Consider the following 22,466-nt stretch of genomic DNA (forward strand, 5'->3'; position numbering starts at 1 on the left):
ACAGCCGAGGCGACAACGCCACCACGTGAGGAGCACACCATGAGCGTCACCTTCTTCCCCGAGACCGCGCCGATCGTCGGCTACCGGCTGGCCGACTACTTCGGAGGCCGCGACGACCGCGTGTTCGCCACCTACGGCGAGGCCGTGGACGCCCTCGTCGCCGCCCGCAAGGCCGGCACGATCCTGCCCGGCTGCACCGACCCCGAGGCGGCGCTCTGCTGCTCGGACGTCTACCGGATCGACATCGTCACCGCCGACGGCGACGACGAGGGCCCTGAGGTCAACGTCGCCAACACCAACGCCCGCGAGCTGCTGGCGCTGCTCGGCTACGCCGAGGACGGCGTCGTGCACGACCTGTACGGCAGCGAGGACGCCGACGCGTTCCTCGGCCGGGTTCTCACCGCGGTGGCGCTCAGCCCCGTGGACGAGGGCGTCCCGGCGACGGTCAACGCGTCGGCCGGCGGGGTCACGATCATCGACTGTGGCCGCGCTCCGGGCTACGTGCAGGCGCGGCTGGCCGCCCTCGAGGAGTTGGCCCGTTGGTGCCGCGACCGGCAGCGCCGCGTCTGCTGGGCGTGACCGGCCCGACACCGCTCCACTCCCCCGCCGTCACGAGGAGACGACCATGTACCAATCCACCACCCAGGGGCCGCTCCAGCACTACTCGTGGTCCGACTTCGACAGCGACGCCCGCGCCACGCGCCGACACCTGCGCTCCCACTACCCCGCCCCGGCGACGCTGAGCGCCGAGCAGGCCGACTACCTGGCCGATGCCGCCGACGTGTTCGCCGACGTCGCCCAGGATCAGGCCGCGCGGGCAGCGGCCGCCACCAGCGCCCGCGAGGCCTTGACCGCGGGGCGGCAGGCCAGCACCGCCGCTGCCCGCGCGGCCACCATCGCCGTGGCCATGAAGGGACGCTGGCCGGACCCCCATCCCGCCGACCGGGCCCGGAAGGCCGCTGGCCGGGCCGTGGCTGCGTTCCACGCCGCCGAGATGCACTGCGACCGCTGGCGCCGCGCGTGAACCGGACACTCCGCCTGCTGCCGCGCGGCCAGGCTATGCCGCTCCCTGTCCGCCAGCCCCCTGCCTGGCAACGCCGGTCGGTGCCCGTGACCGTGCCGAATACGCGGAGCCGGCCGCCACGATCAACCTGCACCGTCCACCTCAACCCTGAGGAGGCCCACATGGGACCGACGGCGTCGCTGGCCTCGCTCACGGACGCCGCCGGCAGACACCTGGGGTCTCGGTTCCCCTGACCGCGCCGTCGTGGAGGTCACCGGCGGGCGACAACTACTGCACCCGAGGTGGGGGGCGAGAACGTGGAGGCACACCACCAACACCAACCCAAGGGGGAACACCATGGCCCGCACCGAGATCATCATCCGCACCACCGGCTCCTTCGCGGAGACCTTCGACCTGTGGCACACGGTCACCGCGGTCGTCGCCTCCGACGAGGTGGTCTACACCCTCGTCGAGGACACGCTCGCCGTGCTCAACGTCGATGACGACGACGCCATGGCTGCCGCGCAGGCCCTCATGGAGCAGGACTCCGTCGCCCAGGTCACCGTCGCTTCCGCCCCGGTCGCGCCGCTGATCCCTGCGTGATCGGCCGGCCCTGTCGAGCGCCCCACCGCCCCGCAGGCGGTGGGGCGCGTCTCTTTGCCACTCCCCTCCCTCGGTCACCGCAGCGGGGCGCAGAGGGCTGCCCGGGAGGCCCGTACGGGGCCGCTGGCTGCGCCCTCGACGCCGTAACTGGCTCCGGGTGCGCCACCGCCGGGATGGAGGCCACGAGAACTCCCACTTCCCGACCGCCCCGGGCTGTCCGCGACGGCCCCAGCGGGGTCGGGTGCCCCTTCCCTGGAGGCGGCACAACAAGGGCGATCAGGCCTGCTGCATCGGGCAGGGAGCACGGCATCGTTCACACCGTCACCGACATCCACCGACCGAGAGGACCCTGCCATGAACCAGAACGTCGCCCTCAACCCCCTCCACCTGCGGTTCCGATACGCCGCGACCGAGTCGATGCCGGTGCGGGTGTTCACCTCGTTCGGCACGTTCGACGGCATCCCCAAGGTGGACCCCGCCACCGGCATGATCACGCTCTACCCGTACGCCGAGACGCGTAGCGCTGACACGGCGTACCGGGTGAACGAGGATGAGCCGGAACTGTACCTGGCCCCGGCCGCGATCCTCGGCATGACCTGGGTCGATGGGCAGCAGTCGCACCGCTGGTGATGCTGAGGTGCCGTACCGGCACGCCCAGCGGCGAGGCTGGAACCCGCCACCTGGACGAAAGGAACTCCAGCCATGATCGAGAACGACCCCGAAATCTGCGGAACCGAAGCGTTCATCACGATCAGCGACGCCGCCCGCACGGGCACCCCGGTCCGCATCTACACGACGTTCGGGCAGGTCTTCGACGGCATCCCCGAACTCGACAAGTTCAGCGACCGACTGCCCCTGGACCAGCGGGTCAGGCGCAACATCAGGCTCCACGCCTACCGCGTCGCCAACGAGCGCACCGCGAGGGCTACCTACGAACGTCTAGACGGGGTCCCCTACCTGCGCCTTCCCGTCGTCCACGTCGGGGCGGCCGTTCCCTACAGCGGGCGCCCCCGGAACAACTGGCACGACCTCTGGGCACCTGAGCCCGCCCACTAACCCGCACGACCGGAACGGTGCCGCCCCGCACCACCGGGGGCCGGCGCCGTTCCGGTCGGCGCACCCGGGGCCACCCTGTTCATGCAGGAGTGCGGGAGCAAGCGCCGCGCGGCCACAGCTGTCTCCCGCGGGAGACAGCTGCCAGTTCTGTCCACCTCGTCGTGCGGCTTTGAGCTGCGCGATCACGCTGAGACCGCGGCGGCATGCGTCGGGTGAATACTGGCCTCACCCACCCCTACAGGGCCCGAGAAGGGACCAGGCCATGAGAACCCTCACCTCCCGAAGTGACATCGACACCGAGATCGCCCGCACGCTCACGCAGGCGGGGCCCCTGCTCGCCGACTACGACTTCGACGCCATCGCCGCCGAGTGCTGGACCAGGAAGAACGGCACCCAGTGGGTCCCGGCGGTGACCGATGAGCAGTTCCGGGAGTCGATCCGACGGCACCGCACCTGGTGACCGGCTCACGCCCGCACCTCCGAGGCGCACAAGCCTGACTGTTGCGCGATGCGGCCGCACCGCTGGCCGGCCGGCGGGCCAGGCGGCGGCTTTCTGTCTCGAATGTCTGCCACAGCGGCGCCGGTGGCCGCTGCGAACTGCTGCACCACGCCCCGGCGGAGGGACAGTGACAACACCACCGGCCCGCCAGACCAGGAGGACACCATGGACACGATCCTCTCCCCCACCAGCCCGACCGAGACCACCGTGCACGGCCCCGCCGGCGGCTACACCGTCGTCTTCACCGGCAGCCGCCGCCAGGACGGCATTGGCTGCATCAGCGCCAAGGCGCCCCAGCCCTACGACGACGAGCACCTGGTCGTCGGCGTCAGCATCATCGACGGATACACCGTCGCCAACAACGACACCTTCCGCCGCATCATCGGCGCCCTCGGCTGGGACGTGGAGTCCATCGCCGGATTCCGCCACCCCGACGGTCGCACGATCTGGCTGCGCGAACCGGCTGGCCAGTAGCCCCCAGGAGGACCCCATGTGTGCCACCACACGCACCCACGACGACGAGCGTTCGCTCTTCCTGGCGCGTCACGCCTCCCGTTGGCGGATCCCCTACGACGGGACCGTGGCAGAGTTCCGGGCCTGGCACCCGGGCAGGGCACGCCTGAGTGAGGAGAACTGCAGCCGGCTGCTGGGCATCCTCGAGGACGAGTCGGCCGCGGCGGCAGCCATCTCCGCCGGCCCGCTCCGAGCCGAACACGTCGAGAACCGTGCGGCGGCGTGCGCTGCTCACGCTGCCCGCGCCGCCGCCATCGTCGACGAGATGGACGGCAGGTGGTGGCGCCGGTGGCCGGAGAGCGTGATCGAGCGCGCCGTCGCCGCTGGGAAGCAAGCTCGCCTCGCGTATGAGAAGGCCAGCGCGGACGCCGCCGAGGCCCTGGGCGTCGAGCTGTAGCCACTTCGACGTCGGCACCCTGAGCGGCGCCCTCCGCGGCGGGACATGGTGAACACCGCGGAGCGTGATCTCGAGGTCGTAGTGCTGCCCTGTCCGACCACATCGCAGTGTCGGTAACCCTTCCCTGATACCCCTTCGGACAGCCTATCGGGAGGGGCTACACCAGAGACCTTCGCGGACCCCTTACCTGTAGCGCCTACCTGTTCCCCTTACCTGGTACGGATACGCCACCCCTTACCTGTATTGGTTATTCGTTCCCGTTACCGCTACCCCTTACCGGCGGGGGTTACGTCATACCCGTCTGCGATACCCTTTCACGCCTTCCTGAAATCGTGCTCCTACCTGCATGGTTGCTGATCTGCTGCACTCGCTATCGCGGGGCCGATAGTGGTGGCACACCGACTCCAGGACCTCAGGAGGTCACCATGTACGCCACACGCAGCTCACGTCCCGCCGGCGCCAGGCAGATCGCACTGATCTCCGACCTTCTCGCAGAACTCGCCGAGGTCGGACTCAGCGATACCGGCATCACCGTCGAGGACGTCAGGTCTGGCTCCAGCGCCCAGGCGTCGGAGTGCATCGACATGCTCATCGCCGAGAAGCGCCGCGCGGCCACAGAGAGGCGAGCCGCCCGCCGCGCCAGCTCCTCCACTGCGCCCTCGCGCCCGACGGTGGCCGCCGGCCGCTACGCGGTCACCCTCGCAGGGAAGCTGCGCTTCTTCCGGGTGGACACCCCCGATGCCGGACGCTGGTCCGGGTACACCTTCGTGACCGAGCTGGCCGGCGACAGCCACTACGCCATCAAGAACCCTCGCGCCCGGGCGGACGTTCTCGCAGCCATCGCCTCAGACCCCGCCGCACTGGCTCGCTACGGCCGCGAGATCGGGGTCTGTGGCGCCTGCGGCCGCACGTTGACCGACGAGACGTCCCGAACCGTCGGTCTCGGCCCCATCTGCCGATCACGGCTCACCTAGCCCCGACAGGCGCCGCCCACCACCCGACGGCGGGCGGCGCCCTCACGCCTGGTCCACGCTGTCCGAGCACGGCATGGAGCGCCCGTATCCTGACCAGCGACAGCAGCACCCGTGAGTAGGAGACTCGACGTGGCCCGCAACGATTTCCTCCGGTTCCCTTCCGACAAGGAGGGCGAGAAATACCAGTACGCGCGCACGGCCAACACCGTCATCGCGATCTCTGCCGCACTCGGACTCTGCCTGGTCTTTCTGGCCATCTACGCCACGCTGCGGCACTCCCTGCTCTTCACCGCAGCCGGCATCTGCGCAGGGATCGGCGTCGGCCTGTGGTTCCTCACCAAACCCCCGACCGACGAAGCGCCCTGACCGGCCCACTTTCCTGCTCGCTCGTCGGCTTTGCTGCACCCGCGGCCCTTGCCGCTGGACTGGTCGTGAACCACACGACCCCCCGGCGAAAGGCCCGCCATGCACGTCCTGCAGCGTCCCGCTCACACCGCCACTCCCCCACGCCGCCCTCCGAGCAGCGATGAGCTCGACCGGGCGGCCCTGCGACCGTTCCTGACCCTGATCGCGGTCACCGCGGCCCTGACGACCGTTGCGCCCCCTCTCCGGGAGCACGCGCCGATGCTCCTGGGAGTAGTGGTCGTCCTGTACGTCGCCATCGGGCTCCGCCTGCTGCGCACGATCCTCGACCCCTCGCCCCTTCTGGACAGGGGAAACAGCTCGCACTGCACGGCCCGCTGACAGCCCGCGGCGCCCCGCTGCCGCTCGAACTCCCCACCGGCCGCACCCGGGCCCCGTGCAGCGTCCACAGGCCCCCAGAACGGCACTGAGGGCGTTTCCGCTGGTGACGGGCCTGCAAAATGTGCCCCCTGCGCCCTTCGGGAGCCCTCCGCGCCACCACGATGTCTAGACGGTCGCGCCCGAGGGGCGATAGGTGCCCCACCCACCAGCGCCCCCGCCAGCCCCACAGGGGCGTGCCACCCCGTACACACCGCAGGCCCCGCAGGGGCCTCTACCGCAACAGGCCCCACAGCCGCAATACCCACCATGCACCCCACACACACCAACGGTGTCTATGGTGCCATTGGTGCCTATAACACCGCAGGTGGGACCGTCACCACAGGTGACGTTGACTGCATAGCCACCACACCCGGCTGGTACCCCACTTGCACCAGCGGTGCCGCTCACACCTGTGGTGGCAATGACCCCGCTCACCCCTAGAGCACCTAACGCACCACCCACACCAGCGGGGCGAATACCGCCAGACACACCGCGCACACCATGCACACAAAAGGCCCCATTGGCAGCACCAGCCCCACCGGGGCTGTATGCGTCTACTGCCCCTGACGCACCAGTGGTGACGCCCCCACCTGCCGCACCGCCCGCGCCATATCCACCGCGCGCACCACCGGCCCATCTGGTGACGCACCCGTCACCAGCACCGTTACCGGCATAGGGGCCTGCTACGGTGGACAAACACCACCCCTGGAAGGAGCCCAAACAGTGCCTGAGCTGGTCGTTAACCCAGGGCCCGACGTGGCCCGCGCCCGCACTGTCACGCTCGCTGCCGCCAAAGGCGGCATCGGGAAGACGACGTTGACTGCGCACGTGGCCTACCCGCTGGCCCAGTACGGACTACGCGTCCTGGTCATCGACCTGGACGCCATCGCCGGGCTGTCCACCATCCTCGACGCGAGTGACGACGGCCCCGGACTCGTCGAGTTCCTTGACTACCCCGACATCGACCAGAAGACCTGCGTCCGCAGCCCGGCCGCCTGGCAGCCGGACGAGGGCACCATCTTCGCCGAGGGAGGAGCCCTCATCCCCGGCGGATGCGTGCACATCATCCCAGCCTCAGCCGGCACTTCCGAAAGCGTCGGACGCCAGGACCCGGCCTCTTTGCGTCGACTCAAGCGCTCCCTGAGCCGAGACGGGTTCGTCGAGGACAACTACGACATCGTCCTCGTGGACATCCCCGGCGCGGACAGCGTTGTCGTCGACCTCGCCCTCCAAGCGGCTCGACACCTGGTGTTGGCGCTCCTGCCCGAGTCGCAGGGTCTGCGCGGATTCTCCCGGACCCTGTTCCGTGCACTCGATGCAGCAGAAGGAGGGCTCGACTTCAATGTCATCGGAGCCGTCACGAGCCGCTACGAGCGGAATCGGATCGAGCACCGAGACGTCGTCCACGCAGCGACTCAGGTGCTGTCTGAATATCTCGGACCGGAGACCCAGTGGATCGGACTGCCTGTCCCGTCCCGGTCGGCGGTGGGGAACGCCAATCGCGCCCGGGCACCACTGGCTCGCAGAGGAGCCTGGCGCGACTCGATCACCAACAGGACTCGCAGCATGGACGCCGTGGCCGCGTACTCGGCCATCGCCATCGCGATCGTTCGAGATGTCATCGGGGACGACCGGGCCGACGAGATCGTCACCGCAATCACCAACACCGAGATGGGGGAGTACCCCAAGGAACTCCTGCTCTCGGGCGTCGGCGTCCAGCACGCGCCTCGCGAAGGAGACCGCTACTTCGAGCGCGAAGACGACGGCAATGACTCGACCGATGCACCCACCACAGAGGAGAACTGATCACCATGGGTAAGGCACTCGGAGCACAGCCCCCTAAGGACGACCTCAAGGACTTCGTCCCCTCGCGCGAAAGCGTTCGCAACACGCCACTGACTCCCGTCCCGGACGAGCCGGACCCGCCGACGGCCGCCGAGGCCGCCGCCCCGGCGACGGCCAAGCCCGCCAAGGCGGCGGGCAAGCCCAAACGCCGGCACTACACGTTCACGCCCGAGCTGTCCAAGCGGATCCTCGAGGTCAAGGCCAGGTGGCTCATGGACGACCAGACCGGCCGCCGGATGTTCGACTACAGCCAGACCATGAGCGAGAACGCTTTCGTCGCCTGCTTGCTCGCGTACGGTCTCGATTCGCTCGAGAAGAGCATCAAAGACGGCAATGATCCGCGCAGCCTGAACGCGCGACTTCCGCAGTACCTCCCGGCGAACCTCCGCCGGAACCAATAAACCTGCAGCTAGGGGCAGCGAGCCGGGGCCAGGCTCGCCGACGTGCCGCGAATGTTCGGCATCTCCCAGTGCGTCATGTAAGGATGACGCTCATCGGAGAACCGCACGAACGACACGCAGAAAGGCACACCCCATGGCTGTGACCGTCAGGCTGACGGACCAGCGTGCACACGAGTTGGCAACGATCATGGAGCGCTGCGAGCGCACCGCCGTATGGACCGCCACTCAGGCACTGCTGGCCGCAGCACACGCACACACTTCACACCCTCGGCCGCTGGCCGGCTACCTCGGCCGCCAGCCGAGCACCTGCCGCGTCCTCATCGCGCTACGCGGCGATGTCCTCGACATCGTCGACGGACTGGTGGCCGCCCACACCCACGAGGGGCAGGACCCGCCGTCGCGTCACGTCATCGTTCGCGCAGCGCTGGCCTACCTCGTCGACACGCACGGAAGCGCGGCCGCGGCCGCCGAACACCTCGGCGGATACGGCGCCGGCGAACTGCAGGGGAGGGGAGTGGCATGACGGGCGTTCTGCACCCCCAGGTTGCCCCGCAGCCGGCGATGCTCACCGTCGCCGCCGGAGCACTTCTTGCCCGAGCCATCGGCCGCTACAGCGCAACCGGCTCACCGCTGAGCGAGGCGGACATCCCCATGGAGCCCCAGGTCCTGCGGTCCCACCTCGGGTCCGGTGCACGCCCGGTCACCGCGGACCAGGCCTGGGAAGAGCTCGCCGCAAACGGCCTCATCACCGGAACCCGCCAGCAGTGGGCGCCGGTCACCGAGGGGGTGGACGGACATGGCGCGTAAGGGCACCGAAGGGTTCGTCACCATGACCAAGAGCTTCGAGGCGGACATGGCCAACTGCAGCCTCTCGGAGATCGGTTTGATGGCCCTGCTGATCACCAGCAAGGCCACTACGCCCGTGGGGACGATCTACCGCCGCTTCGAGTGGGGAGAGTTGCCCGGCTCGTCAGAGAGCGAGGTGACCAAGCTACTGGACGGACTCGAAGCCAAGGGCAAGATCGTGCGCGACCACCACGACGTCCTCATCCGCTCCTGGGTGCGGCACCGCACGTTCGACACCCCGAACTACCTCAAGGCGTGCCTGTACCCGCTGCAGGTCCAGGTCGGCTCGCCCCTGTTCCGCACCGTGATCGCCTCCGAGCTGCTGCGCAAGGACATCGCGAGTATCCAGGTATCCCCTCCAGTGCAGGGCAAGAAGCAGTCGTCAGGCCGCACCTATGCTCGCGGCCGGGATGCCCACTACGAGGCCCTGTCGCTGATCTGGGGAGAGCTGACCGGCAAGGAGCTGCCGCCGGCCGAGACGATCACCGGATCGGTCAAGGAGCCCAACCCGACGATGGTCGAACAGATCATGGCGACGAGAGCGTTCGAGCAGTCACTCCCGGAGCTCGACAAGCGGAACTGGGTCTGCATCGAACCCTCGATCGCAGAGACGTTCCGCATGGCCGTGCACGGCCCGACGGTCCAGCCGCTGCGGGGCGGATTGCGGGCCAACTAGCCGTCACACGCCCCACTCTTCCGAGCCCTGAAATCGCTGGTGATACCCATTGCGGTAAGGGTTTCGGAAGGGGTTCCGAAAGGGTATCGCTTTCACATGCGTAACACCCCAATTTGGCCCAACCGGACATGCGTCCGGGACGCACAGCCGGCGACGCGCGTCCGACGGCACACGTCAACGGTCACTCATAGTGGCTGGTCACGATGCTGACAGAAGGGTTAGGCGAAAGGGTATCGAAACCCTTTCGGAAACCCTTTCGGAAACCCTTGCCGAAGCGGTTTCCGAAAGGGATGTCGAACCTCGCGGGCGCGCGCGAAATTAGAAATTACAAACTAGATTTCCTAGTGGTTGCTGTAGGTGGGTGGGGGTGTGGGGGAGGGGATCGCGGACGAGCGGCGGACAAGCCGCCGCCCCGAGGGCTCGCCTGTCGGCTCGCCCCCCTCGAGACACCCCCCGTCACGACTTTGCGAGATCGGCATGCCGGCAGCGCCGCCACTGTGGGCCGACATGACCACCTGGTACGCGCCAACACCACACGCCCGGCTGCCCCTGCGAAGCTCAGATCGACCCGCCAGAGGCGCCAGGGCGGCCTGAGCGCCTTTTCGTGGCCCCGAGTGACCCCAGCCCCACAAAACCGCCCCCAGGGGCTCACAGGGGCACACAGGGGCCAGGAATCGACACTCCGCGACGAATGGAGGCAGCCGCATGGGCTCGTTGGACGAGGATGACATCAACGCGATCGCTCATCGCGTCGTGGAGCTCCTGCGCCCACTCCTGGCCGACACGACCGGCCAGGGCTCGGAACCCGAGCCGCACGGCACCACGAGCTCCCGAGCACTGGCCGACTGGCTGCGCGATACCCACCCGGGCGTCGAGGCGGCACTGAACACGTCGCTCGAGGAGTGGTCCACCGCCCTGGTCGAAGCCGCAGCGGGCACTGACGCGGTCGCCGCACTCGAGTGGGCGTGGTCCCCGAATTGCCCCACCCCGTACTGGCGCGAGTGCCACCGGCCTGTGGCGCAGCCGGCGCGCCGGGGTGGCGACCACACCCGTCGAGCAGACGGGGGGTATCGCTACGGACCGTGGCTGCAACTGCTCGCGGAATACCGGCTCAGCTCAGGCCCGAAAGCAGCACACCTGGACGAGGTCGACGCTGTCGTTGCAGCGCTCGTAGATGCCGTAAACGCGGCGGGCCACCAGCGGTGCGCGGCCACCGTGACCTCGAGGAAGAACGCTCTGTCGATCCTCGGAGACGGCGACGACACGGCCGAAACGATCGTGCAGATCGTGCGCTGGTGCCTGGCCGCGAAACCTCACTGGAGAGCGAACCTGAAAGGCGTCCCACGCCCGAGCACCTTCCGCTCGATGCGCGGGGACTGGATGGCCGCCGGGCACGGATTCAGCCTGGAAAACATCACCGACGACGCGCTTCGTGAGCAGGTTCGTGAACTGGCGGAAGGGTGGTCCTGGTACCTCTCCCGAGCACTTGACAGGCACGTCGAGGTCACCGCCAGAACACCGAGTCGCCTGCACTCAGCCCTCACCGGAGCCGACGGCGAACCGGCCCTCACCTGCGAGGACATCAAAGCCACCGTTCTGTGGATGTGCGACCCCGAGGCGGGACGCCTGCGCTACTACACCGACGGTCTCGACTTCCCCAGGCCCGACAAGGCCCGCAAAGCGCTACTCGACATGCGTAGTGGACCGCGGGCAGGTGGGGGAGTGGCCGGGACCAACGCCGCAGCCGCAGATCAGGCCGGAGACTATGCCGACGACGATCTGAGAGGGACACTGTGAACACGCCAATCGTGAGCGCCGAGTGTGTTCGATGTGGGGCCACCGTCCACCGGACCCGGGCCACCGTGGAAGCGGTCCCACAGTGGCGGGACCACGTGGTGTGTCGTGACTGCAGAGAGAACGAAGATCCGAGTGAGCAGCGGATACTGCGGATGCTGGCAGACAGATCCCGCCAACGGTGGTCCGAGCGGGCCGCAGCGTTCGACGCCGCCGCCGGCCTGGACACAGCCGTCCTGGATCCCCATTCGCAAGAAACGTGGCAAGTGCGGGCGCGTGACGCTCTCGACACCTGGAAAGACCCCGCACGACCACGAAGCCGGTCTGGGCTCATGCTGTGCGGGCCGACCGGGATCGGGAAGACATGGGCAGCGTTCGCGGTGGCCAACGCAGTAGCCGACCTCGGGTTCGGCGACAGGATCCGTGTGGCCTCGGAAGCCGAGCTCATGGGGCCCCAGGTCGCCACCTGGCAAATGGAGGAAACATTCCGCAGGTGGGTGGACGGAGCGGCGCTCCTGCTGGTCGACGACATTGGGGTGGCAGCCCGCCACCGCGACCAAATCCAGTCGGGTTGGAAGATGCTCGCCGACCTGATCTCGGCCCAGCCCCGGTCGATGCTGGTGGTGGGCACCTCGAACCGGCAGTCGTGGGTCAAGGACTCCGGGCTGACCGACTGGATGGGACAGCAGGCGGCATCACGACTCCGGTCCTGGACGGCGATCTGCACGACCGGCGCCGTTGACCGCAGGACGGGAGACCGGCACGAGAACTGGGCCCGCCAGACGAGCAAGCCTGCCGGCAGGTAGCCCGGCATGCCTCACAGGGAAGATGGGACACAGGAGCCGATGACTGCGAAGGAGGCTTGATGACGCCGAAGCCATGGGAGGTCACTGACGATGACCTGGCCAGGGGAGCGGTACCCGCCGGGCCTGCCGACGGTGACGACGAGCTCGATGACGCTGCGGTTTCGGCCGACGACGACGGTTTCGAGGAGCTGAACGACCCGTGGGCCGCCGCGCCTGTGGAGGACCAGCCGCCGCCGCCGGCCCGGCCGCTCACACCCACGTCTCCGGTCGCGGAGGAAAGTGGCCCGAAGCAGAGCGTGGAGCCGGAGACCCGGGGGGCGCTGTCCGGTACAGATTCGGCAGACGCCGTCGAGCTCGACGACACGTCCGCGTCGGAGGTGGCCACTGCTGAGGGGCCCGAGGAGGGGGCCCCGCCCGACGCTGTTGCCGCCGAGCTCGCACCCGATGACTTCGACGACGGTTTCTGGGATCACCCCGTCCCTCCTCGAGAGGCACCGCCCGCTCCGGTCGGTTACGACCTCGGCCCGTCACCGGCCGGTGGGCAGTCAGCCATGCCGGCCTTCCCGGTGCCGGCGCAGCCTGCTCCTGCGGTGGGCGGCGACGAGGACGAGGAGGACCCGGACGACTCGATGACGGTGGTGCTGCGCCGCAACCGCGAGACGGCCACGTCCGAGCCGGCGCGCACCTATCGGACGTCGGCGGAAGCGCGCCGGCCGGCCAAACCGTCGGAGCGGCGCCACAAGATGGACACGGCTCCGGTCAAGCAGGGGCCGCTGGCCCGCATGAAGCGGTTCCTGGCTGGGGAACCGGACGAGACCAAGGCTCACGAGTCGTCTGCCCGCCGGGACACGATCCGACCTCTCAACGTGGTCGTGTTGGGAAAGAAGGGCGGCGTCGGCAAGACCGTCGTGACCGCACTGCTGGGGATGGTGTTCGCCTCGGTCCGTAAGGACCGTGTACTGGCAGTAGACGCCTCGCCGACCGGAGGGAACCTGTCCACCCGGTGCCCGAAGGAAGGCCGCGGCACCGTGGTTTCTCTCCTGGACCAGCTCGAACACGTGACGGCGTACGCCAACGTCCGCGAGCACACCGCCAAAGGCGATACCGGCCTGGAGGTGCTGGGGGCGAAGACGGACCGTCCGGAGCGGCCGATCACCGGCGACGACTACCGCCGGCTGATGGACGAACTCCGTCGGCACTACCAGCTGATCTTGAGCGACACCCCCGGCGACATCACGACTGCGGCCGCGGCCGGGGAGAACGGCATGCTGCCGGCCCTGCTCGATGAGGCGGACCTGCTGGTGCTGGTAGCCGAGGGAGTCGATGGGGCTAACGCTGCGGTTTGGATGGTCAACTGGCTCAAGAAGCGCCTGCGGGAGACTGACGACGAGCACTTGGAGGCTCTGCTCGATGACCTGATCGTGGTGGTGACGTCACGGTCGCCGCGGACCAACGCTAAGCCAGACCGGATCGCGAAGTATTTCACCGAAGGCATCGCCCGTCGCGTGGTGTCGCTGCCGTTCGACCCAGCTGTAGAGGGCGGCCTGGAGATCGACTACGACTCGATCAGCCCGCGGACCCGTAAGGCGATCCTCGCCCTTGCCGACGCGGTCACCGGGTCCGACGCGTTCACCGGTCGTTGAGCTGCAGGGGGCCAAGATCCGCCCACGGAACGATCGTCGCGCCAGTGCTGGGGTCGGTCACGGTCACCGGCAGTCCGGTGCCTGGTCGGGCAAGGAGATGGTCGGGGTACTGGCGGGCGAAGTCGCACAACGACGCCGCGTACGCCTGCGTCATGCCCTGGACGGAACCGGCGGGCTGCGGGACTCCGTAGTGGGCGGCGGCGGTGAGCACCGCATCCGGGTGGTGGGTGGCGCTGACCAGCAGCAGCGCCCGGCTGGTGAGCTGGAAGTCGGCGCATGCCTGGCGAAGAGCTGGGGTCGCGGTCACGCTGCGCACCCAGACGGGCAAGCGTCCGGCATCGGTGTGGGTGGGCATGCTTGCAGCGTATGGGCGGGCCGTGCCGGTGCGGCGTCACCGCAGCCGGGGACTGGACGGCAGGTGTGCCACAGGTGTCACAGGCGCGGTTTACGGTCGTAGCCAGCCAGAATCGCGGAGGTTCCGAGACGAGCGGGGGAGGGGCGCGTCGATGATGCTGACGACGGTGCAGCGGGCGCGACTGCGCTCTGCCGCTGCAGCTTTGGTACGAGACGGGACGGCGTCAGCTGCGTTGCAGGCGGCGCTGAGGCCGGATCCATGGCCGGCCGGCCTGGCGCCGGCGCTGCTGGCAGAGCTGGGCAGTCACCGTAGGCAGCTGATGCGCCTGGGGGTGGATGTGGGGCTCCTCCCCCTCGCCGCTGCCGGCGCCGGGGCGTTGGCGGACCGTCGTGCAGAGCTCCCTCCGTGGGCGGAGTTGACCGGGACGGTGCGAGAGTCGGCCCCGACGGTCGACTGGTCGGTGCCGGAGGAGGCGACCGTCCGGGCGGCGGCGGACGTTCTCGCCGAGACCGGGGCCGGCGGTCCGCTGGAGTTCGACGCGAGCCTGGACGGGCTGCGCGGGGTGCCGATCTCGGATCTGGACGGGGTGGGGGAGAAGGCCCGCGACCGCCTCGAGGGCGCCGGGATCACCACCGTGTACGACCTGATGATGTGGGTGCCGCTGCGGTATGTGGACCGCACCCAGATCACCGCTCTGCAGGAGCTCCGTCCCGGAATCGAAGCGACGTTCATCGCCCGGGTGAAGAGGGTGGACACCAACTGGGAGAAGTCCTACGTTCGGCTGACCGTCGGCGACAACACCACCGACGTGTCGATCATGTACTTCCGTGCCATGTGGATGCGCGAGCGGTTCCGCACCCGTGACCTGGTCATCGTGCAGGGCGATGTGGGCGAGTTCAATGGCCGGCTTTCGATGTCGGCGCCGCTGACCGAGAAGCTGGACGACGCTGGCGCCCCGCTCATGGCGATCTACCGGCAGTCGGCCAAGCATGAGGTCAACACGTGGATGCTGCGCCGCGCGGCCACCGACGCCCTGCGCCGAATCCCGGAGCTCGACGACCCGGTGCCGGCCCGCATCGTCTCCGGCCGTTGCCTGCCCTCACGGCTCGACGCGCTGCGCGCGGTGCACGTGCCCGACGACAAGCCCACCGCCGACCGTGGCCGCGACCGGCTGGCCTACGACGAGCTGTTCCGGCTCCAGTTGGCGCTCGGGGTGCTGCGCAACGCTCAGGCCGCCGAACCTGGGGTCGCCCATGCCCCGACTGGCGAGCTCACCGTCCGCTGGCTTGCCGGGCTGCCGTGGCCGCTGACCGGCGCCCAGAAGCGTGCGCTGGCGCAGGTCCGCGACGACATGACCGCGGCTTCGCCGATGAACCGGCTCCTGCAGGGTGACGTCGGCGCCGGCAAGACCATGGTCCTGGCCGGCGCGGCGCTGATGGCGATCGAGGGCGGCTACCAGGCCGCCCTGCTGGCGCCGACCGAGATCTTGGCCCGCCAGCACCACGAGGAGCTGGCCGAGGCGCTGGCACCGTTGGGGCTGCGTGTGGACCTGCTGGTCAGCAAGAACCTGCCCCGCCCACGCAAGGAAGTGTTGGCCGGCCTGGAAGACGGCGCCGTGCACCTTGTCGTCGGCACCCACGCCCTGCTCACCGACAAGGTCCGGTTCGCCCGCCTCGGGCTCGGACTTGTCGACGAACAGCACCGCTTCGGCGTTGACCAACGGGCACTGCTCGCGGCGAAGGGCGCAGGCGGGGCGGTGCCGGACATCCTGCAGGCCACCGCCACCCCGATCCCGCGGACCGCCGCGATCAGCGTGTACGGCGACCTCGAGGTGTCGATCCTCGACGAAAAGCCGCCGGGCCGCTCGCCGATCGACACCCGCTGGCTCGAGCACGCCGTCTCCACCAGCAATCCGTCGGCCGGGCCGTGGGCAGCGATCCGCGACCAGGTCGCTGCCGGGAGGCAGGCGTTCGTGGTGTGCCCGCGCGTGGTCGTGTCGGGCAAGGAATCCGAGACCAAGCAGGCCGCCGCGGCGCAGGAGACCGCGGACGAGCTCAGCGCCGGTGCCCTCGCGGGACTGCGCATCGGACTGGCGACCGGTAAACAGCATCCCGATGAGCGGGCCGAGCAGATGGCGGCGTTCAAGGCCGGCGAGCTGGACGTGCTGGTCGCCACGACGGTGATCGAGGTCGGGGTGTCGGTACCGAACGCCACGGTGATGGTGATCCTGGACGCCGGCAGCTTCGGTCTGGCCCAGCTGCACCAGCTGCGCGGCCGCGTCGGACGTGGACAGCACCCCGGCCAGTGCTGGCTGGTGGCCGAGACGAAGAACGCCGACGGGCAGGCACGTATGGAGGCGATGGTCGGCACCGACGACGGGTTCGTGCTGTCGGAGAAGGACTTGGAGATCCGTGGCCCCGGTGCGATGACCGGGACAGCGCAGGCCGGCCGCGACGCCGGGCTGCGGGTGGCGGACTTGCTGCGTGATGGGCGTATCCACCTGGCGGCCCGCGCTGATGCCCGCGAGGTGCTGGCTGGCGATCCGAAGCTGCTGCGCAACCGTGCCCTCAAGACCGAGGTGGAGCTCGCCCTCGGCGACGACGCCCACTACCTCACCAAGAGCTGACCCGGCTCCACCGCTCCTGGGCGGGGCTGTCCGGTACGCGTTCGCACCTGGCGGGAAGTCGGGTTCGTGTGCGGGTGCCGCACCGACATGACCCGACTCGACAATGGAGTCGTCCTCGAGTCTGACCGTGGAAGCGGCCACTGCGGGGAGGGCTGCTGTTTACCGAAAGGCCTGGCCCCCACCGGGGCGCCTTCGGCTGGCGTGCTGCACCGATCTGAGTAGGCCACAGGATGGAGGCACACACCAGGTGAAGGAGGCACGGTGAACACTGATCAGAACGAGAACGACCGCAGTATCTCGGACACGCACGTCGAAGACGTTCACCAGGCGGCGATGCGGCTGCATGAGGTGGAACGGGTGGTGCGCCGAGCCGCCTACGCGCAGGGTGGGCGTTCCATGGTCCGCGCCGAGTTCGCGCTACGTATCGCGCACCAGGCCGCCATGGACGCGCTCGCAGAAATGAGACGCGCTCTGGAGGACCAGACCGGACAGTCCTAGAGACCGTCAACCAACCCCAGGAGACAACCGATGAGCCCTCACCTGCCCGGCAACCCGTACGGCAGTGTCACTCCCAACTTCGCATCGACAACTGATGCCGTGTTCGCGTTGACCTACGAGCAGCGCACGGCAAACCTGATCGCGTTCCTTAGCGCCGACCCCACTGGCCCGCGCCAGGAGGTCCACGAGCAGATCATGCAGCGACTCGGCCTGCGAGATGAGGCCGGCCAGTGAACCGGCCGGTGGTCCGAGTCCCTGGCTACGACGTGGACCGCGTGGACATCGACGCAGGGCTGCGGAAGCTGCGCGCACTCGGATTCCACGATCGGAAGACGACCATGGTGATCCAGTACGCGCTGCAGCGGAACGCACGCGGCGAGGAGGCCGCCGCCGAGAAGGGCGCCATCGACCGCAGCTTCCACGGCATCGACCTGACCTCGTGGCGGATGGTGCTCGCCGCCGCGCGGGCCGCCGGCGAAGCCTCCGCGAAAGAGAAGAGCCCGCGGTGACCGCCCCACGGTGGGTGTCGCCGCTGCGCTACCCGGGCGGCAAAGTCCGCATGACGGGCTGGCTTGTCGAGGTGTTCGACCACCTGTTGGGCCCGATGGATGTGGAGGTGTGGATCGAACCGTTCGGCGGCGGCGCCGGCGCCGCCCTGATGGCGCTGGAGGCGCACGAGGTGCCCGAGGCGTGGATCGTCGAAGCGAACCCGGCGGTGGCCGCGTTCTGGACCACAATCATGGCCGACGACGGACGGCTCGCCGCGCGCGTCGAAGCCACCACACCCACCCTGGAACTGTTCCTGCACAGCCGTGAGATCGTCGCCGCCGCCCTCGCAGGGAACGACATCGACCGAGACGAGCTCGGCTACGCGGCGTTCATCGTCAACCGCTGCTCGCGCTCGGGGATGGTGCTGGGCAACGTCGGCCCCATCGGAGGCCGGCAGCAGGCGGCCCGCTACACGGTGGAGTCGAGGTTCCCCAGTCGGCGCCTGGCGGACAGGATCCGCGCGGTCGCCGCCTTCGGGCGCCGTTTCCGCGTCTTCGAAGGAGACGGCATCGAGAGGATCGAGGATCTGACCGGCTCCGGCATCGAGGACGAGGTGTTCCTGTTCGTCGACCCTCCCTACCTCGGCGTCGGCAACCGCCTCTACGCCCAGGGCATGCAGCCGCAGTGTCACGAGCGGTTGGCCACGGCACTGCAGGCGTGCCCGGCGCCGTGGGTACTGACCTACGACGCCCACCCGGGCGTCCTCGAGCTCTACCCGCGGAACACTGTGCTCGAGTTCGACAGCCCACACACCGCGAACCGACAGAAGATCGGCACCGAGTACCTGGTGATCTCTGACGGGCTCGCCACACCGACCGAACATCCGCTGGGCAAGGGCCGGCACTGGCAGGTCGCCTGACCGCTACCCCTCCCGCGGGGTGGGAAAGGGGCGCCGCCCTGTCCGGGCACCAGGCCGTGCGGCCAGCAGGACAGAGCTTCGGCCGCCGGCTGGCGCCGGCGGCCGAAGTGCTGCACCGCCACGAACCGCGGGCACAGTCGAGGACGCACCCAGACCAGCCCACCCCGAGCACGAGGAGCCCGCCATGGACACCACCGACACCCGCACCTTCTTCTTCGAGGGCACGATCACCGACCCTTCCCACTCGGACTTCGGCGACATGCCCGCGTTCACTTCCGCCACCGGCATTGAGAACGCCCGCACCGCCATCAACTCGGTCTTCACCGACCTGGACGAGCAGTGGCGGCAGGTGCTCTCCCTCGCGGGTCTGTACGGCGTGGTGTTCAACCGTGACGATGTCACGGCCACGCTCGGCGACATCGTCAACCGCATGCCCGTGGACGCGACGATCACCGTCGAGACCGACGCGCAGTCCGTCGCCATCACCCGCACCGCCTGAAATTCGCGACCTGACCGCTGCCGGGGCGTGGCGGTCAGGTCGCGTGCGCTGGGAGGTGTCGCTGTCCGCTCCGTCGGCGTCCTCGCGGTGGCGGTTCAAGCACGACCTGCGACGAGGGTGGCGACGTGCCAACACCGCGGTTGAGCTGGACCGAGGCACCGGAAGCTCGATCCGGGGGGCGAGCCCGGCGGACTGCTGCGCCGCGGCGACCACTCCCGAGACTGGGGCCGTCATACTCACCCCGACCCCGAGGAGGCCCGATATGGGAGCCCACTTGATCATCACCGCGCACCTGGTGCCCGACATCGACTACCCGGACGGCCCGTACGACGAGGACGCGAACCGTGCGGCCGTGGTCGACGCCTACCGGCGCCACATCGACGCGCTGCCTGGCCGCTACAAGCTGACCACCGCGATGTGGGTAGAGGCCGGGTTCACCGGCGCCTCGCCGCTGTTCGACGACATGCGCCAGACTCCGGACGAGTTCGACGACGAGGAGATCGACGCACTGGCCCGCGACCCGAAGGTGACCGCGGCCGTCGAGGAGTTCTGGACCAAGGCCATCGACTACGTCTCCGGGTACAGCCGCCACCGTTCCGAGATCGACGTCGCCGGTCACCGCGTCGCCCTCTACGGCGGACCCTCCTGGGGTGACCTGCCGATGGACGAGTTCCCCTACGCGGATGCGATGAGCCTGGTTCCCTCTCTGAGTCTGGAGCGAACCGCGCCCGCTGAGTCCTGACCCCGGCGGTGGCCGCATCCCTCGCGGTGCGGCCACCGAAGGCCCGCTCGACCCCGCGGCTGTCCGTCGACCGCGTGCGGGCAGGTCAGATTCTTGCTGAGCCGGCCGATTCTTTTGTCCCAGTCGCCGTTCCATCTGGCCACCTTGGGCTTCCTGGACGAGCGCGAGGGCGTCGTCGGCCGGGCCCTCCGATGCGCGCCTACTGCATCGCCGCGCGGTCGCGAAAGCATGGACGGGAACACACCCCAACCCCAGGAGGCCCGCCGTGACCACACCGACCGCCGCCCGCCAGTACCCGGACACCTACGCCGACGCCCGCCGGCTCCTGGCGGAACCGTTGACGGAGCGGCAGGACCGCCACGTTCTGCTGGACGCCACCAACACCCGCGAGCCCGACGGGTGCACCGCACACCTGGAGGTACGCAGCACAAAGGCCGCGAGAGTGACCATCGAGGTGCGCAGCGGTCTGCCCCGCCTACGGGTCGTCGGTGACGGCGTTGTCAACGTCGTCGCGAACTCGTCCTGGGGCAACAGCGTCACCGTCGCCGATGACGCGACCGTCATCGCACAGCTCGGGGACGGCGTGAAGTTCACCGGCTACGTCGAGGACCACGGGTTCCTCGTACTGGCCGGAGACCTCGGAGCCCGCACCAACGTCTTCGCCGACGAGACGGGGCACTGGGCCGACGTCCGCTGACCTACACCTGGCTGGTGCTGCAACGGCAAGGGCGCGGGAGACAGTGGAGGCCACAAGCCCACCCCGCCCCGTTGGAAGGAACCCGACATGCGCACCCTGACCGCCAGCATCGAAGACCTCGACGATGAAACCCGCCAGGAACTGGCGGACTGCGTCGCAGCCATCCGTGAACCCGCCGACTGGAACCCGGTCGAGCAGGGCTCGTGGCACAAGCAGGAGAACACTCTGGCCTCACTGTTCCAGTTCATCCGCACCCTGGCCCGGGACGGGGGGCTCACCTGGGAGGGCTGCACTCACGCTGGGGTGGACGTGCACTTCGACGCGGACAGCGACGGGATCATGGACCCGGAGGGGTTCACCCTGACCGTGCTGGTGGAGGGCATCGTCCTCGGCCGGTACATCACCCACCCGTACGACCTGCTCGCCCCGGGCACCCCCGGCACGGTGGAGGCGTACGCGCAGCAGGTCGTCACCGCGGCGAACCAGATCCTCGCCGACGCGGCCCGCGCGCTGCACTAGCCGGCCTCGCTGCCGCCCGGCGGTGCCGGGTGGCGGCCGGCGCACCCGGCAGGTTCTGTCCGGCGTCGCCGCCCGCCCGCCGGACGGCCACTCGAGGGTGGTGACCGGCGCACACGGGGAGTGTTTGCACCGTCTGCTGCACCGGGCGTCGGGCACGAGAGGGTCGAGGCATCGAACAGCCCACCCCACGACCGATTGGAGCCCAGCGATGCCCAGCCACCACTTTCCCGCCATCTTCCGCGACTCGAGCCTGCTCACCCCCGCCCCGGCGAACGCTCACAACGAGGTGATCGGCGTAGACCCGGCTACCGGCTACCACGTTCTCTGCGACGGGCACTTCGACCCTGACACGGTGCCGCCGGAGATCCGGGCGGCCAAGGAGACTGCGTTTGCTGACTTTTTGGTCCGGCTGGCGAAGCGGCTTCGCGCCCGCATCCACGGGACCCGCACGGCCTCTTGGCACGGCGACTGTCAGGCGCTGATCGAGCGTGACCTCATGGGCGAGTTCGCGGGCTACATCGACCGCCGCGACCTGCGTAACGCCGTGGACCTGCAGGATGCGCTGCTCGCTCAGCGGGCCGACCGGCTGGCCGGGCGACCGCTGCCGGAGTGGAAGAACGACGGGCCCGCACGCCCGGCGATCCGCCGCGCGTTCGCGCTCGCCGCGAAGCACCGCAAGACCGCTGACCAGATCTCCACGCTGGCGGCCTGACCCGGCGGCTACAACACGCTTCGATCGCACGCCGGCTCCTGCTGCACCCACGGCGGGGCACGGGATCGTAGCGGCACCCAATCCGCATCCGCACCTCGAAGGAGCGACACCATGATCGACGTGACCGACACTGGTCGGGACGCGCTCTCGGCCGCGATTCGGCAGGTGGTGACGGCGTGAGTTACCCCACCTCGTGGAGCACCCCGGAAATGGCTGCGCCCAGCCTGCTTGAGTACGGCCAGGACTCCGACGGCCAGTGGCACGACACCGGCGACGTGGCCGCAGAGTTGGCCGGTGCTTCCTACGTGGAAGCCGGTCTGGGACTGAGGATCACCACCGACGATGGACCGGTGGTCATTGAAGGTTCGCCTACTGAACTCGAGGACCTGTTTCGGCGCTGCGTCGAGATGGTCTCGACGTTCCGGGCGGCCAAGGAGGGCGGGGGAAGTGAGTAGCGACTCCTACTACGAGCCCGCCTGGGTTAACGATTTCGACCGTGACGATGGCGGCGACGACGGCTACCGCCAGGACCGGCACGAACCTGACGACCTCAACTACTTCGACGACTAGG

32 protein-coding genes are annotated in these 22,466 nt (G+C 69.2%); 31 read left to right on the forward strand and 1 reads right to left on the reverse strand.

The window, feature by feature from the left end:
* Positions 1–39: 39 nt before the first annotated feature.
* The 19 genes from ACH0BZ_RS09250 to ACH0BZ_RS09340 all read left to right on the forward strand — a co-directional run bounded on the left by ACH0BZ_RS09250 (position 40) and on the right by ACH0BZ_RS09340 (position 13,839).
* Positions 40–579 carry a hypothetical protein gene (locus tag ACH0BZ_RS09250; protein ID WP_406897911.1) on the forward strand — a complete coding sequence of 180 codons (540 nt, stop codon included), beginning with the start codon at positions 40–42 and terminating at the stop codon, positions 577–579.
* A gap of 46 nt (positions 580–625) precedes the next feature.
* Entirely contained in the window at positions 626–1,024 is a 399-nt protein-coding gene (locus ACH0BZ_RS09255; RefSeq protein WP_406897912.1) for a hypothetical protein, read from the forward strand.
* A 336-nt stretch (positions 1,025–1,360) separates the two neighbouring features.
* Positions 1,361–1,606: a hypothetical protein gene (locus tag ACH0BZ_RS09260; RefSeq protein ID WP_406897914.1), complete on the forward strand. Its 246-nt coding sequence runs from the start codon at positions 1,361–1,363 to the stop codon at positions 1,604–1,606.
* A gap of 354 nt (positions 1,607–1,960) precedes the next feature.
* Complete coding sequence (locus tag ACH0BZ_RS09265) at positions 1,961–2,236, forward strand: hypothetical protein (RefSeq protein WP_406897915.1); 276 nt, start codon at positions 1,961–1,963, stop codon at positions 2,234–2,236.
* A 72-nt stretch (positions 2,237–2,308) separates the two neighbouring features.
* The gene (locus tag ACH0BZ_RS09270; RefSeq protein ID WP_406897917.1) at positions 2,309–2,662 is read left to right on the forward strand and encodes a hypothetical protein; all 354 of its coding nucleotides are present in this window, start codon (positions 2,309–2,311) and stop codon (positions 2,660–2,662) included.
* Positions 2,663–2,924: 262 nt separating this feature from the next.
* Complete coding sequence (locus ACH0BZ_RS09275; protein ID WP_406897918.1) at positions 2,925–3,122, forward strand: hypothetical protein; 198 nt, start codon at positions 2,925–2,927, stop codon at positions 3,120–3,122.
* A gap of 204 nt (positions 3,123–3,326) precedes the next feature.
* Positions 3,327–3,635 carry a hypothetical protein gene (locus ACH0BZ_RS09280; RefSeq protein ID WP_406897919.1) on the forward strand — a complete coding sequence of 103 codons (309 nt, stop codon included), beginning with the start codon at positions 3,327–3,329 and terminating at the stop codon, positions 3,633–3,635.
* Between the two features lie 16 nt (positions 3,636–3,651).
* A complete protein-coding gene (locus tag ACH0BZ_RS09285; RefSeq protein WP_406897920.1) occupies positions 3,652–4,071 on the forward strand; it encodes a hypothetical protein in 420 nt (139 codons plus the stop codon).
* 425 nt (positions 4,072–4,496) lie between these two features.
* Complete coding sequence (locus tag ACH0BZ_RS09290) at positions 4,497–5,045, forward strand: DUF6011 domain-containing protein (RefSeq protein WP_406897922.1); 549 nt, start codon at positions 4,497–4,499, stop codon at positions 5,043–5,045.
* A 129-nt stretch (positions 5,046–5,174) separates the two neighbouring features.
* Positions 5,175–5,411 (forward strand): hypothetical protein, encoded by a 237-nt coding sequence (locus ACH0BZ_RS09295; RefSeq protein ID WP_406897923.1) that lies wholly within the window; start codon positions 5,175–5,177, stop codon positions 5,409–5,411.
* A 99-nt stretch (positions 5,412–5,510) separates the two neighbouring features.
* A complete protein-coding gene (locus tag ACH0BZ_RS09300; RefSeq protein WP_406897925.1) occupies positions 5,511–5,789 on the forward strand; it encodes a hypothetical protein in 279 nt (92 codons plus the stop codon).
* Between the two features lie 762 nt (positions 5,790–6,551).
* Positions 6,552–7,634 carry a ParA family protein gene (locus ACH0BZ_RS09305; protein ID WP_406897926.1) on the forward strand — a complete coding sequence of 361 codons (1,083 nt, stop codon included), beginning with the start codon at positions 6,552–6,554 and terminating at the stop codon, positions 7,632–7,634.
* Between the two features lie 5 nt (positions 7,635–7,639).
* Entirely contained in the window at positions 7,640–8,074 is a 435-nt protein-coding gene (locus ACH0BZ_RS09310; protein ID WP_406897928.1) for a hypothetical protein, read from the forward strand.
* A gap of 133 nt (positions 8,075–8,207) precedes the next feature.
* Complete coding sequence (locus tag ACH0BZ_RS09315) at positions 8,208–8,597, forward strand: hypothetical protein (protein ID WP_406897930.1); 390 nt, start codon at positions 8,208–8,210, stop codon at positions 8,595–8,597.
* The gene (locus tag ACH0BZ_RS09320) at positions 8,594–8,881 is read left to right on the forward strand and encodes a hypothetical protein (protein ID WP_406897932.1); all 288 of its coding nucleotides are present in this window, start codon (positions 8,594–8,596) and stop codon (positions 8,879–8,881) included. Before ACH0BZ_RS09315 ends, ACH0BZ_RS09320 begins: the two co-directional genes overlap by 4 nt.
* A complete protein-coding gene (locus tag ACH0BZ_RS09325; RefSeq protein ID WP_406897934.1) occupies positions 8,871–9,596 on the forward strand; it encodes a hypothetical protein in 726 nt (241 codons plus the stop codon). The genes ACH0BZ_RS09320 and ACH0BZ_RS09325 overlap by 11 nt, the downstream gene beginning before the upstream one ends.
* Positions 9,597–10,301: 705 nt before the next feature.
* Complete coding sequence (locus ACH0BZ_RS09330) at positions 10,302–11,393, forward strand: hypothetical protein (protein ID WP_406897935.1); 1,092 nt, start codon at positions 10,302–10,304, stop codon at positions 11,391–11,393.
* A 329-nt stretch (positions 11,394–11,722) separates the two neighbouring features.
* Positions 11,723–12,196 carry an AAA family ATPase gene (locus tag ACH0BZ_RS09335; protein WP_406897936.1) on the forward strand — a complete coding sequence of 158 codons (474 nt, stop codon included), beginning with the start codon at positions 11,723–11,725 and terminating at the stop codon, positions 12,194–12,196.
* A gap of 296 nt (positions 12,197–12,492) precedes the next feature.
* A complete protein-coding gene (locus ACH0BZ_RS09340; RefSeq protein WP_406897938.1) occupies positions 12,493–13,839 on the forward strand; it encodes a hypothetical protein in 1,347 nt (448 codons plus the stop codon).
* Here ACH0BZ_RS09340 and ACH0BZ_RS09345 read toward each other — a convergent pair.
* Entirely contained in the window at positions 13,826–14,194 is a 369-nt protein-coding gene (locus ACH0BZ_RS09345) for a hypothetical protein (RefSeq protein WP_406897940.1), read from the reverse strand. The two genes, ACH0BZ_RS09340 and ACH0BZ_RS09345, sit on opposite strands and share 14 nt — an antisense overlap.
* Positions 14,195–14,513: 319 nt before the next feature.
* Here ACH0BZ_RS09345 and ACH0BZ_RS09350 point away from each other — a divergent pair, with 319 nt between their 5' ends.
* The 12 genes from ACH0BZ_RS09350 to ACH0BZ_RS09405 all read left to right on the forward strand — a co-directional run bounded on the left by ACH0BZ_RS09350 (position 14,514) and on the right by ACH0BZ_RS09405 (position 22,465).
* On the forward strand, positions 14,514–16,820 hold the full coding sequence (locus tag ACH0BZ_RS09350) for an ATP-dependent DNA helicase RecG (protein WP_406897941.1): 2,307 nt from the start codon (positions 14,514–14,516) through the stop codon (positions 16,818–16,820).
* A gap of 261 nt (positions 16,821–17,081) precedes the next feature.
* Complete coding sequence (locus ACH0BZ_RS09355) at positions 17,082–17,318, forward strand: hypothetical protein (protein ID WP_406897943.1); 237 nt, start codon at positions 17,082–17,084, stop codon at positions 17,316–17,318.
* Between the two features lie 30 nt (positions 17,319–17,348).
* On the forward strand, positions 17,349–17,552 hold the full coding sequence (locus tag ACH0BZ_RS09360) for a hypothetical protein (RefSeq protein WP_406897944.1): 204 nt from the start codon (positions 17,349–17,351) through the stop codon (positions 17,550–17,552).
* An 8-nt stretch (positions 17,553–17,560) separates the two neighbouring features.
* The gene (locus tag ACH0BZ_RS09365) at positions 17,561–17,827 is read left to right on the forward strand and encodes a hypothetical protein (protein ID WP_406897945.1); all 267 of its coding nucleotides are present in this window, start codon (positions 17,561–17,563) and stop codon (positions 17,825–17,827) included.
* Entirely contained in the window at positions 17,824–18,726 is a 903-nt protein-coding gene (locus ACH0BZ_RS09370) for a DNA adenine methylase (RefSeq protein ID WP_406897947.1), read from the forward strand. The genes ACH0BZ_RS09365 and ACH0BZ_RS09370 overlap by 4 nt, the downstream gene beginning before the upstream one ends.
* Positions 18,727–18,910: 184 nt before the next feature.
* On the forward strand, positions 18,911–19,225 hold the full coding sequence (locus ACH0BZ_RS09375) for a hypothetical protein (protein ID WP_406897948.1): 315 nt from the start codon (positions 18,911–18,913) through the stop codon (positions 19,223–19,225).
* Between the two features lie 262 nt (positions 19,226–19,487).
* Positions 19,488–19,967: a hypothetical protein gene (locus ACH0BZ_RS09380; RefSeq protein ID WP_406897949.1), complete on the forward strand. Its 480-nt coding sequence runs from the start codon at positions 19,488–19,490 to the stop codon at positions 19,965–19,967.
* A 265-nt stretch (positions 19,968–20,232) separates the two neighbouring features.
* On the forward strand, positions 20,233–20,664 hold the full coding sequence (locus tag ACH0BZ_RS09385; protein WP_406897950.1) for a hypothetical protein: 432 nt from the start codon (positions 20,233–20,235) through the stop codon (positions 20,662–20,664).
* A gap of 87 nt (positions 20,665–20,751) precedes the next feature.
* Positions 20,752–21,183, forward strand: a complete 432-nt coding sequence (locus tag ACH0BZ_RS09390) for a hypothetical protein (RefSeq protein ID WP_406897952.1) — start codon at positions 20,752–20,754, stop codon at positions 21,181–21,183.
* Positions 21,184–21,391: 208 nt separating this feature from the next.
* Positions 21,392–21,895, forward strand: a complete 504-nt coding sequence (locus tag ACH0BZ_RS09395) for a hypothetical protein (RefSeq protein WP_406897953.1) — start codon at positions 21,392–21,394, stop codon at positions 21,893–21,895.
* Positions 21,896–22,071: 176 nt separating this feature from the next.
* Entirely contained in the window at positions 22,072–22,350 is a 279-nt protein-coding gene (locus tag ACH0BZ_RS09400) for a hypothetical protein (RefSeq protein WP_406897954.1), read from the forward strand.
* Entirely contained in the window at positions 22,343–22,465 is a 123-nt protein-coding gene (locus ACH0BZ_RS09405; RefSeq protein ID WP_406897955.1) for a hypothetical protein, read from the forward strand. The genes ACH0BZ_RS09400 and ACH0BZ_RS09405 overlap by 8 nt, the downstream gene beginning before the upstream one ends.
* Position 22,466 lies beyond the last annotated feature (1 nt).

The organism is Dietzia sp. 179-F 9C3 NHS (genome assembly GCF_045369825.1).
GTDB lineage: Bacteria > Actinomycetota > Actinomycetes > Mycobacteriales > Mycobacteriaceae > Dietzia.

Bases quoted from the DNA above. Each gene is read 5' to 3' on its own strand.
- ACH0BZ_RS09390 (WP_406897952.1), top strand. From the start codon at position 20,752: ATGCGCACCCTGACCGCCAGCATCGAAGACCTCGACGATGAAACCCGC.
- ACH0BZ_RS09280 (WP_406897919.1), top strand. From the start codon at position 3,327: ATGGACACGATCCTCTCCCCCACCAGCCCGACCGAGACCACCGTGCAC.
- ACH0BZ_RS09395 (WP_406897953.1), top strand. From the start codon at position 21,392: ATGCCCAGCCACCACTTTCCCGCCATCTTCCGCGACTCGAGCCTGCTC.
- ACH0BZ_RS09285 (WP_406897920.1), top strand. From the start codon at position 3,652: ATGTGTGCCACCACACGCACCCACGACGACGAGCGTTCGCTCTTCCTG.
- ACH0BZ_RS09275 (WP_406897918.1), top strand. From the start codon at position 2,925: ATGAGAACCCTCACCTCCCGAAGTGACATCGACACCGAGATCGCCCGC.
- ACH0BZ_RS09250 (WP_406897911.1), top strand. From the start codon at position 40: ATGAGCGTCACCTTCTTCCCCGAGACCGCGCCGATCGTCGGCTACCGG.
- ACH0BZ_RS09380 (WP_406897949.1), top strand. From the start codon at position 19,488: ATGGGAGCCCACTTGATCATCACCGCGCACCTGGTGCCCGACATCGAC.
- ACH0BZ_RS09325 (WP_406897934.1), top strand. From the start codon at position 8,871: ATGGCGCGTAAGGGCACCGAAGGGTTCGTCACCATGACCAAGAGCTTC.
- ACH0BZ_RS09375 (WP_406897948.1), top strand. From the start codon at position 18,911: ATGGACACCACCGACACCCGCACCTTCTTCTTCGAGGGCACGATCACC.
- ACH0BZ_RS09265 (WP_406897915.1), top strand. From the start codon at position 1,961: ATGAACCAGAACGTCGCCCTCAACCCCCTCCACCTGCGGTTCCGATAC.
- ACH0BZ_RS09260 (WP_406897914.1), top strand. From the start codon at position 1,361: ATGGCCCGCACCGAGATCATCATCCGCACCACCGGCTCCTTCGCGGAG.
- ACH0BZ_RS09350 (WP_406897941.1), top strand. From the start codon at position 14,514: ATGCGCCTGGGGGTGGATGTGGGGCTCCTCCCCCTCGCCGCTGCCGGC.
- ACH0BZ_RS09290 (WP_406897922.1), top strand. From the start codon at position 4,497: ATGTACGCCACACGCAGCTCACGTCCCGCCGGCGCCAGGCAGATCGCA.
- ACH0BZ_RS09335 (WP_406897936.1), top strand. From the start codon at position 11,723: ATGCTGTGCGGGCCGACCGGGATCGGGAAGACATGGGCAGCGTTCGCG.
- ACH0BZ_RS09320 (WP_406897932.1), top strand. From the start codon at position 8,594: ATGACGGGCGTTCTGCACCCCCAGGTTGCCCCGCAGCCGGCGATGCTC.
- ACH0BZ_RS09270 (WP_406897917.1), top strand. From the start codon at position 2,309: ATGATCGAGAACGACCCCGAAATCTGCGGAACCGAAGCGTTCATCACG.
- ACH0BZ_RS09255 (WP_406897912.1), top strand. From the start codon at position 626: ATGTACCAATCCACCACCCAGGGGCCGCTCCAGCACTACTCGTGGTCC.
- ACH0BZ_RS09315 (WP_406897930.1), top strand. From the start codon at position 8,208: ATGGCTGTGACCGTCAGGCTGACGGACCAGCGTGCACACGAGTTGGCA.
- ACH0BZ_RS09360 (WP_406897944.1), top strand. From the start codon at position 17,349: ATGAGCCCTCACCTGCCCGGCAACCCGTACGGCAGTGTCACTCCCAAC.
- ACH0BZ_RS09300 (WP_406897925.1), top strand. From the start codon at position 5,511: ATGCACGTCCTGCAGCGTCCCGCTCACACCGCCACTCCCCCACGCCGC.
- ACH0BZ_RS09310 (WP_406897928.1), top strand. From the start codon at position 7,640: ATGGGTAAGGCACTCGGAGCACAGCCCCCTAAGGACGACCTCAAGGAC.
- ACH0BZ_RS09330 (WP_406897935.1), top strand. From the start codon at position 10,302: ATGGGCTCGTTGGACGAGGATGACATCAACGCGATCGCTCATCGCGTC.
- ACH0BZ_RS09345 (WP_406897940.1), bottom strand. From the start codon at position 14,194: ATGCCCACCCACACCGATGCCGGACGCTTGCCCGTCTGGGTGCGCAGC.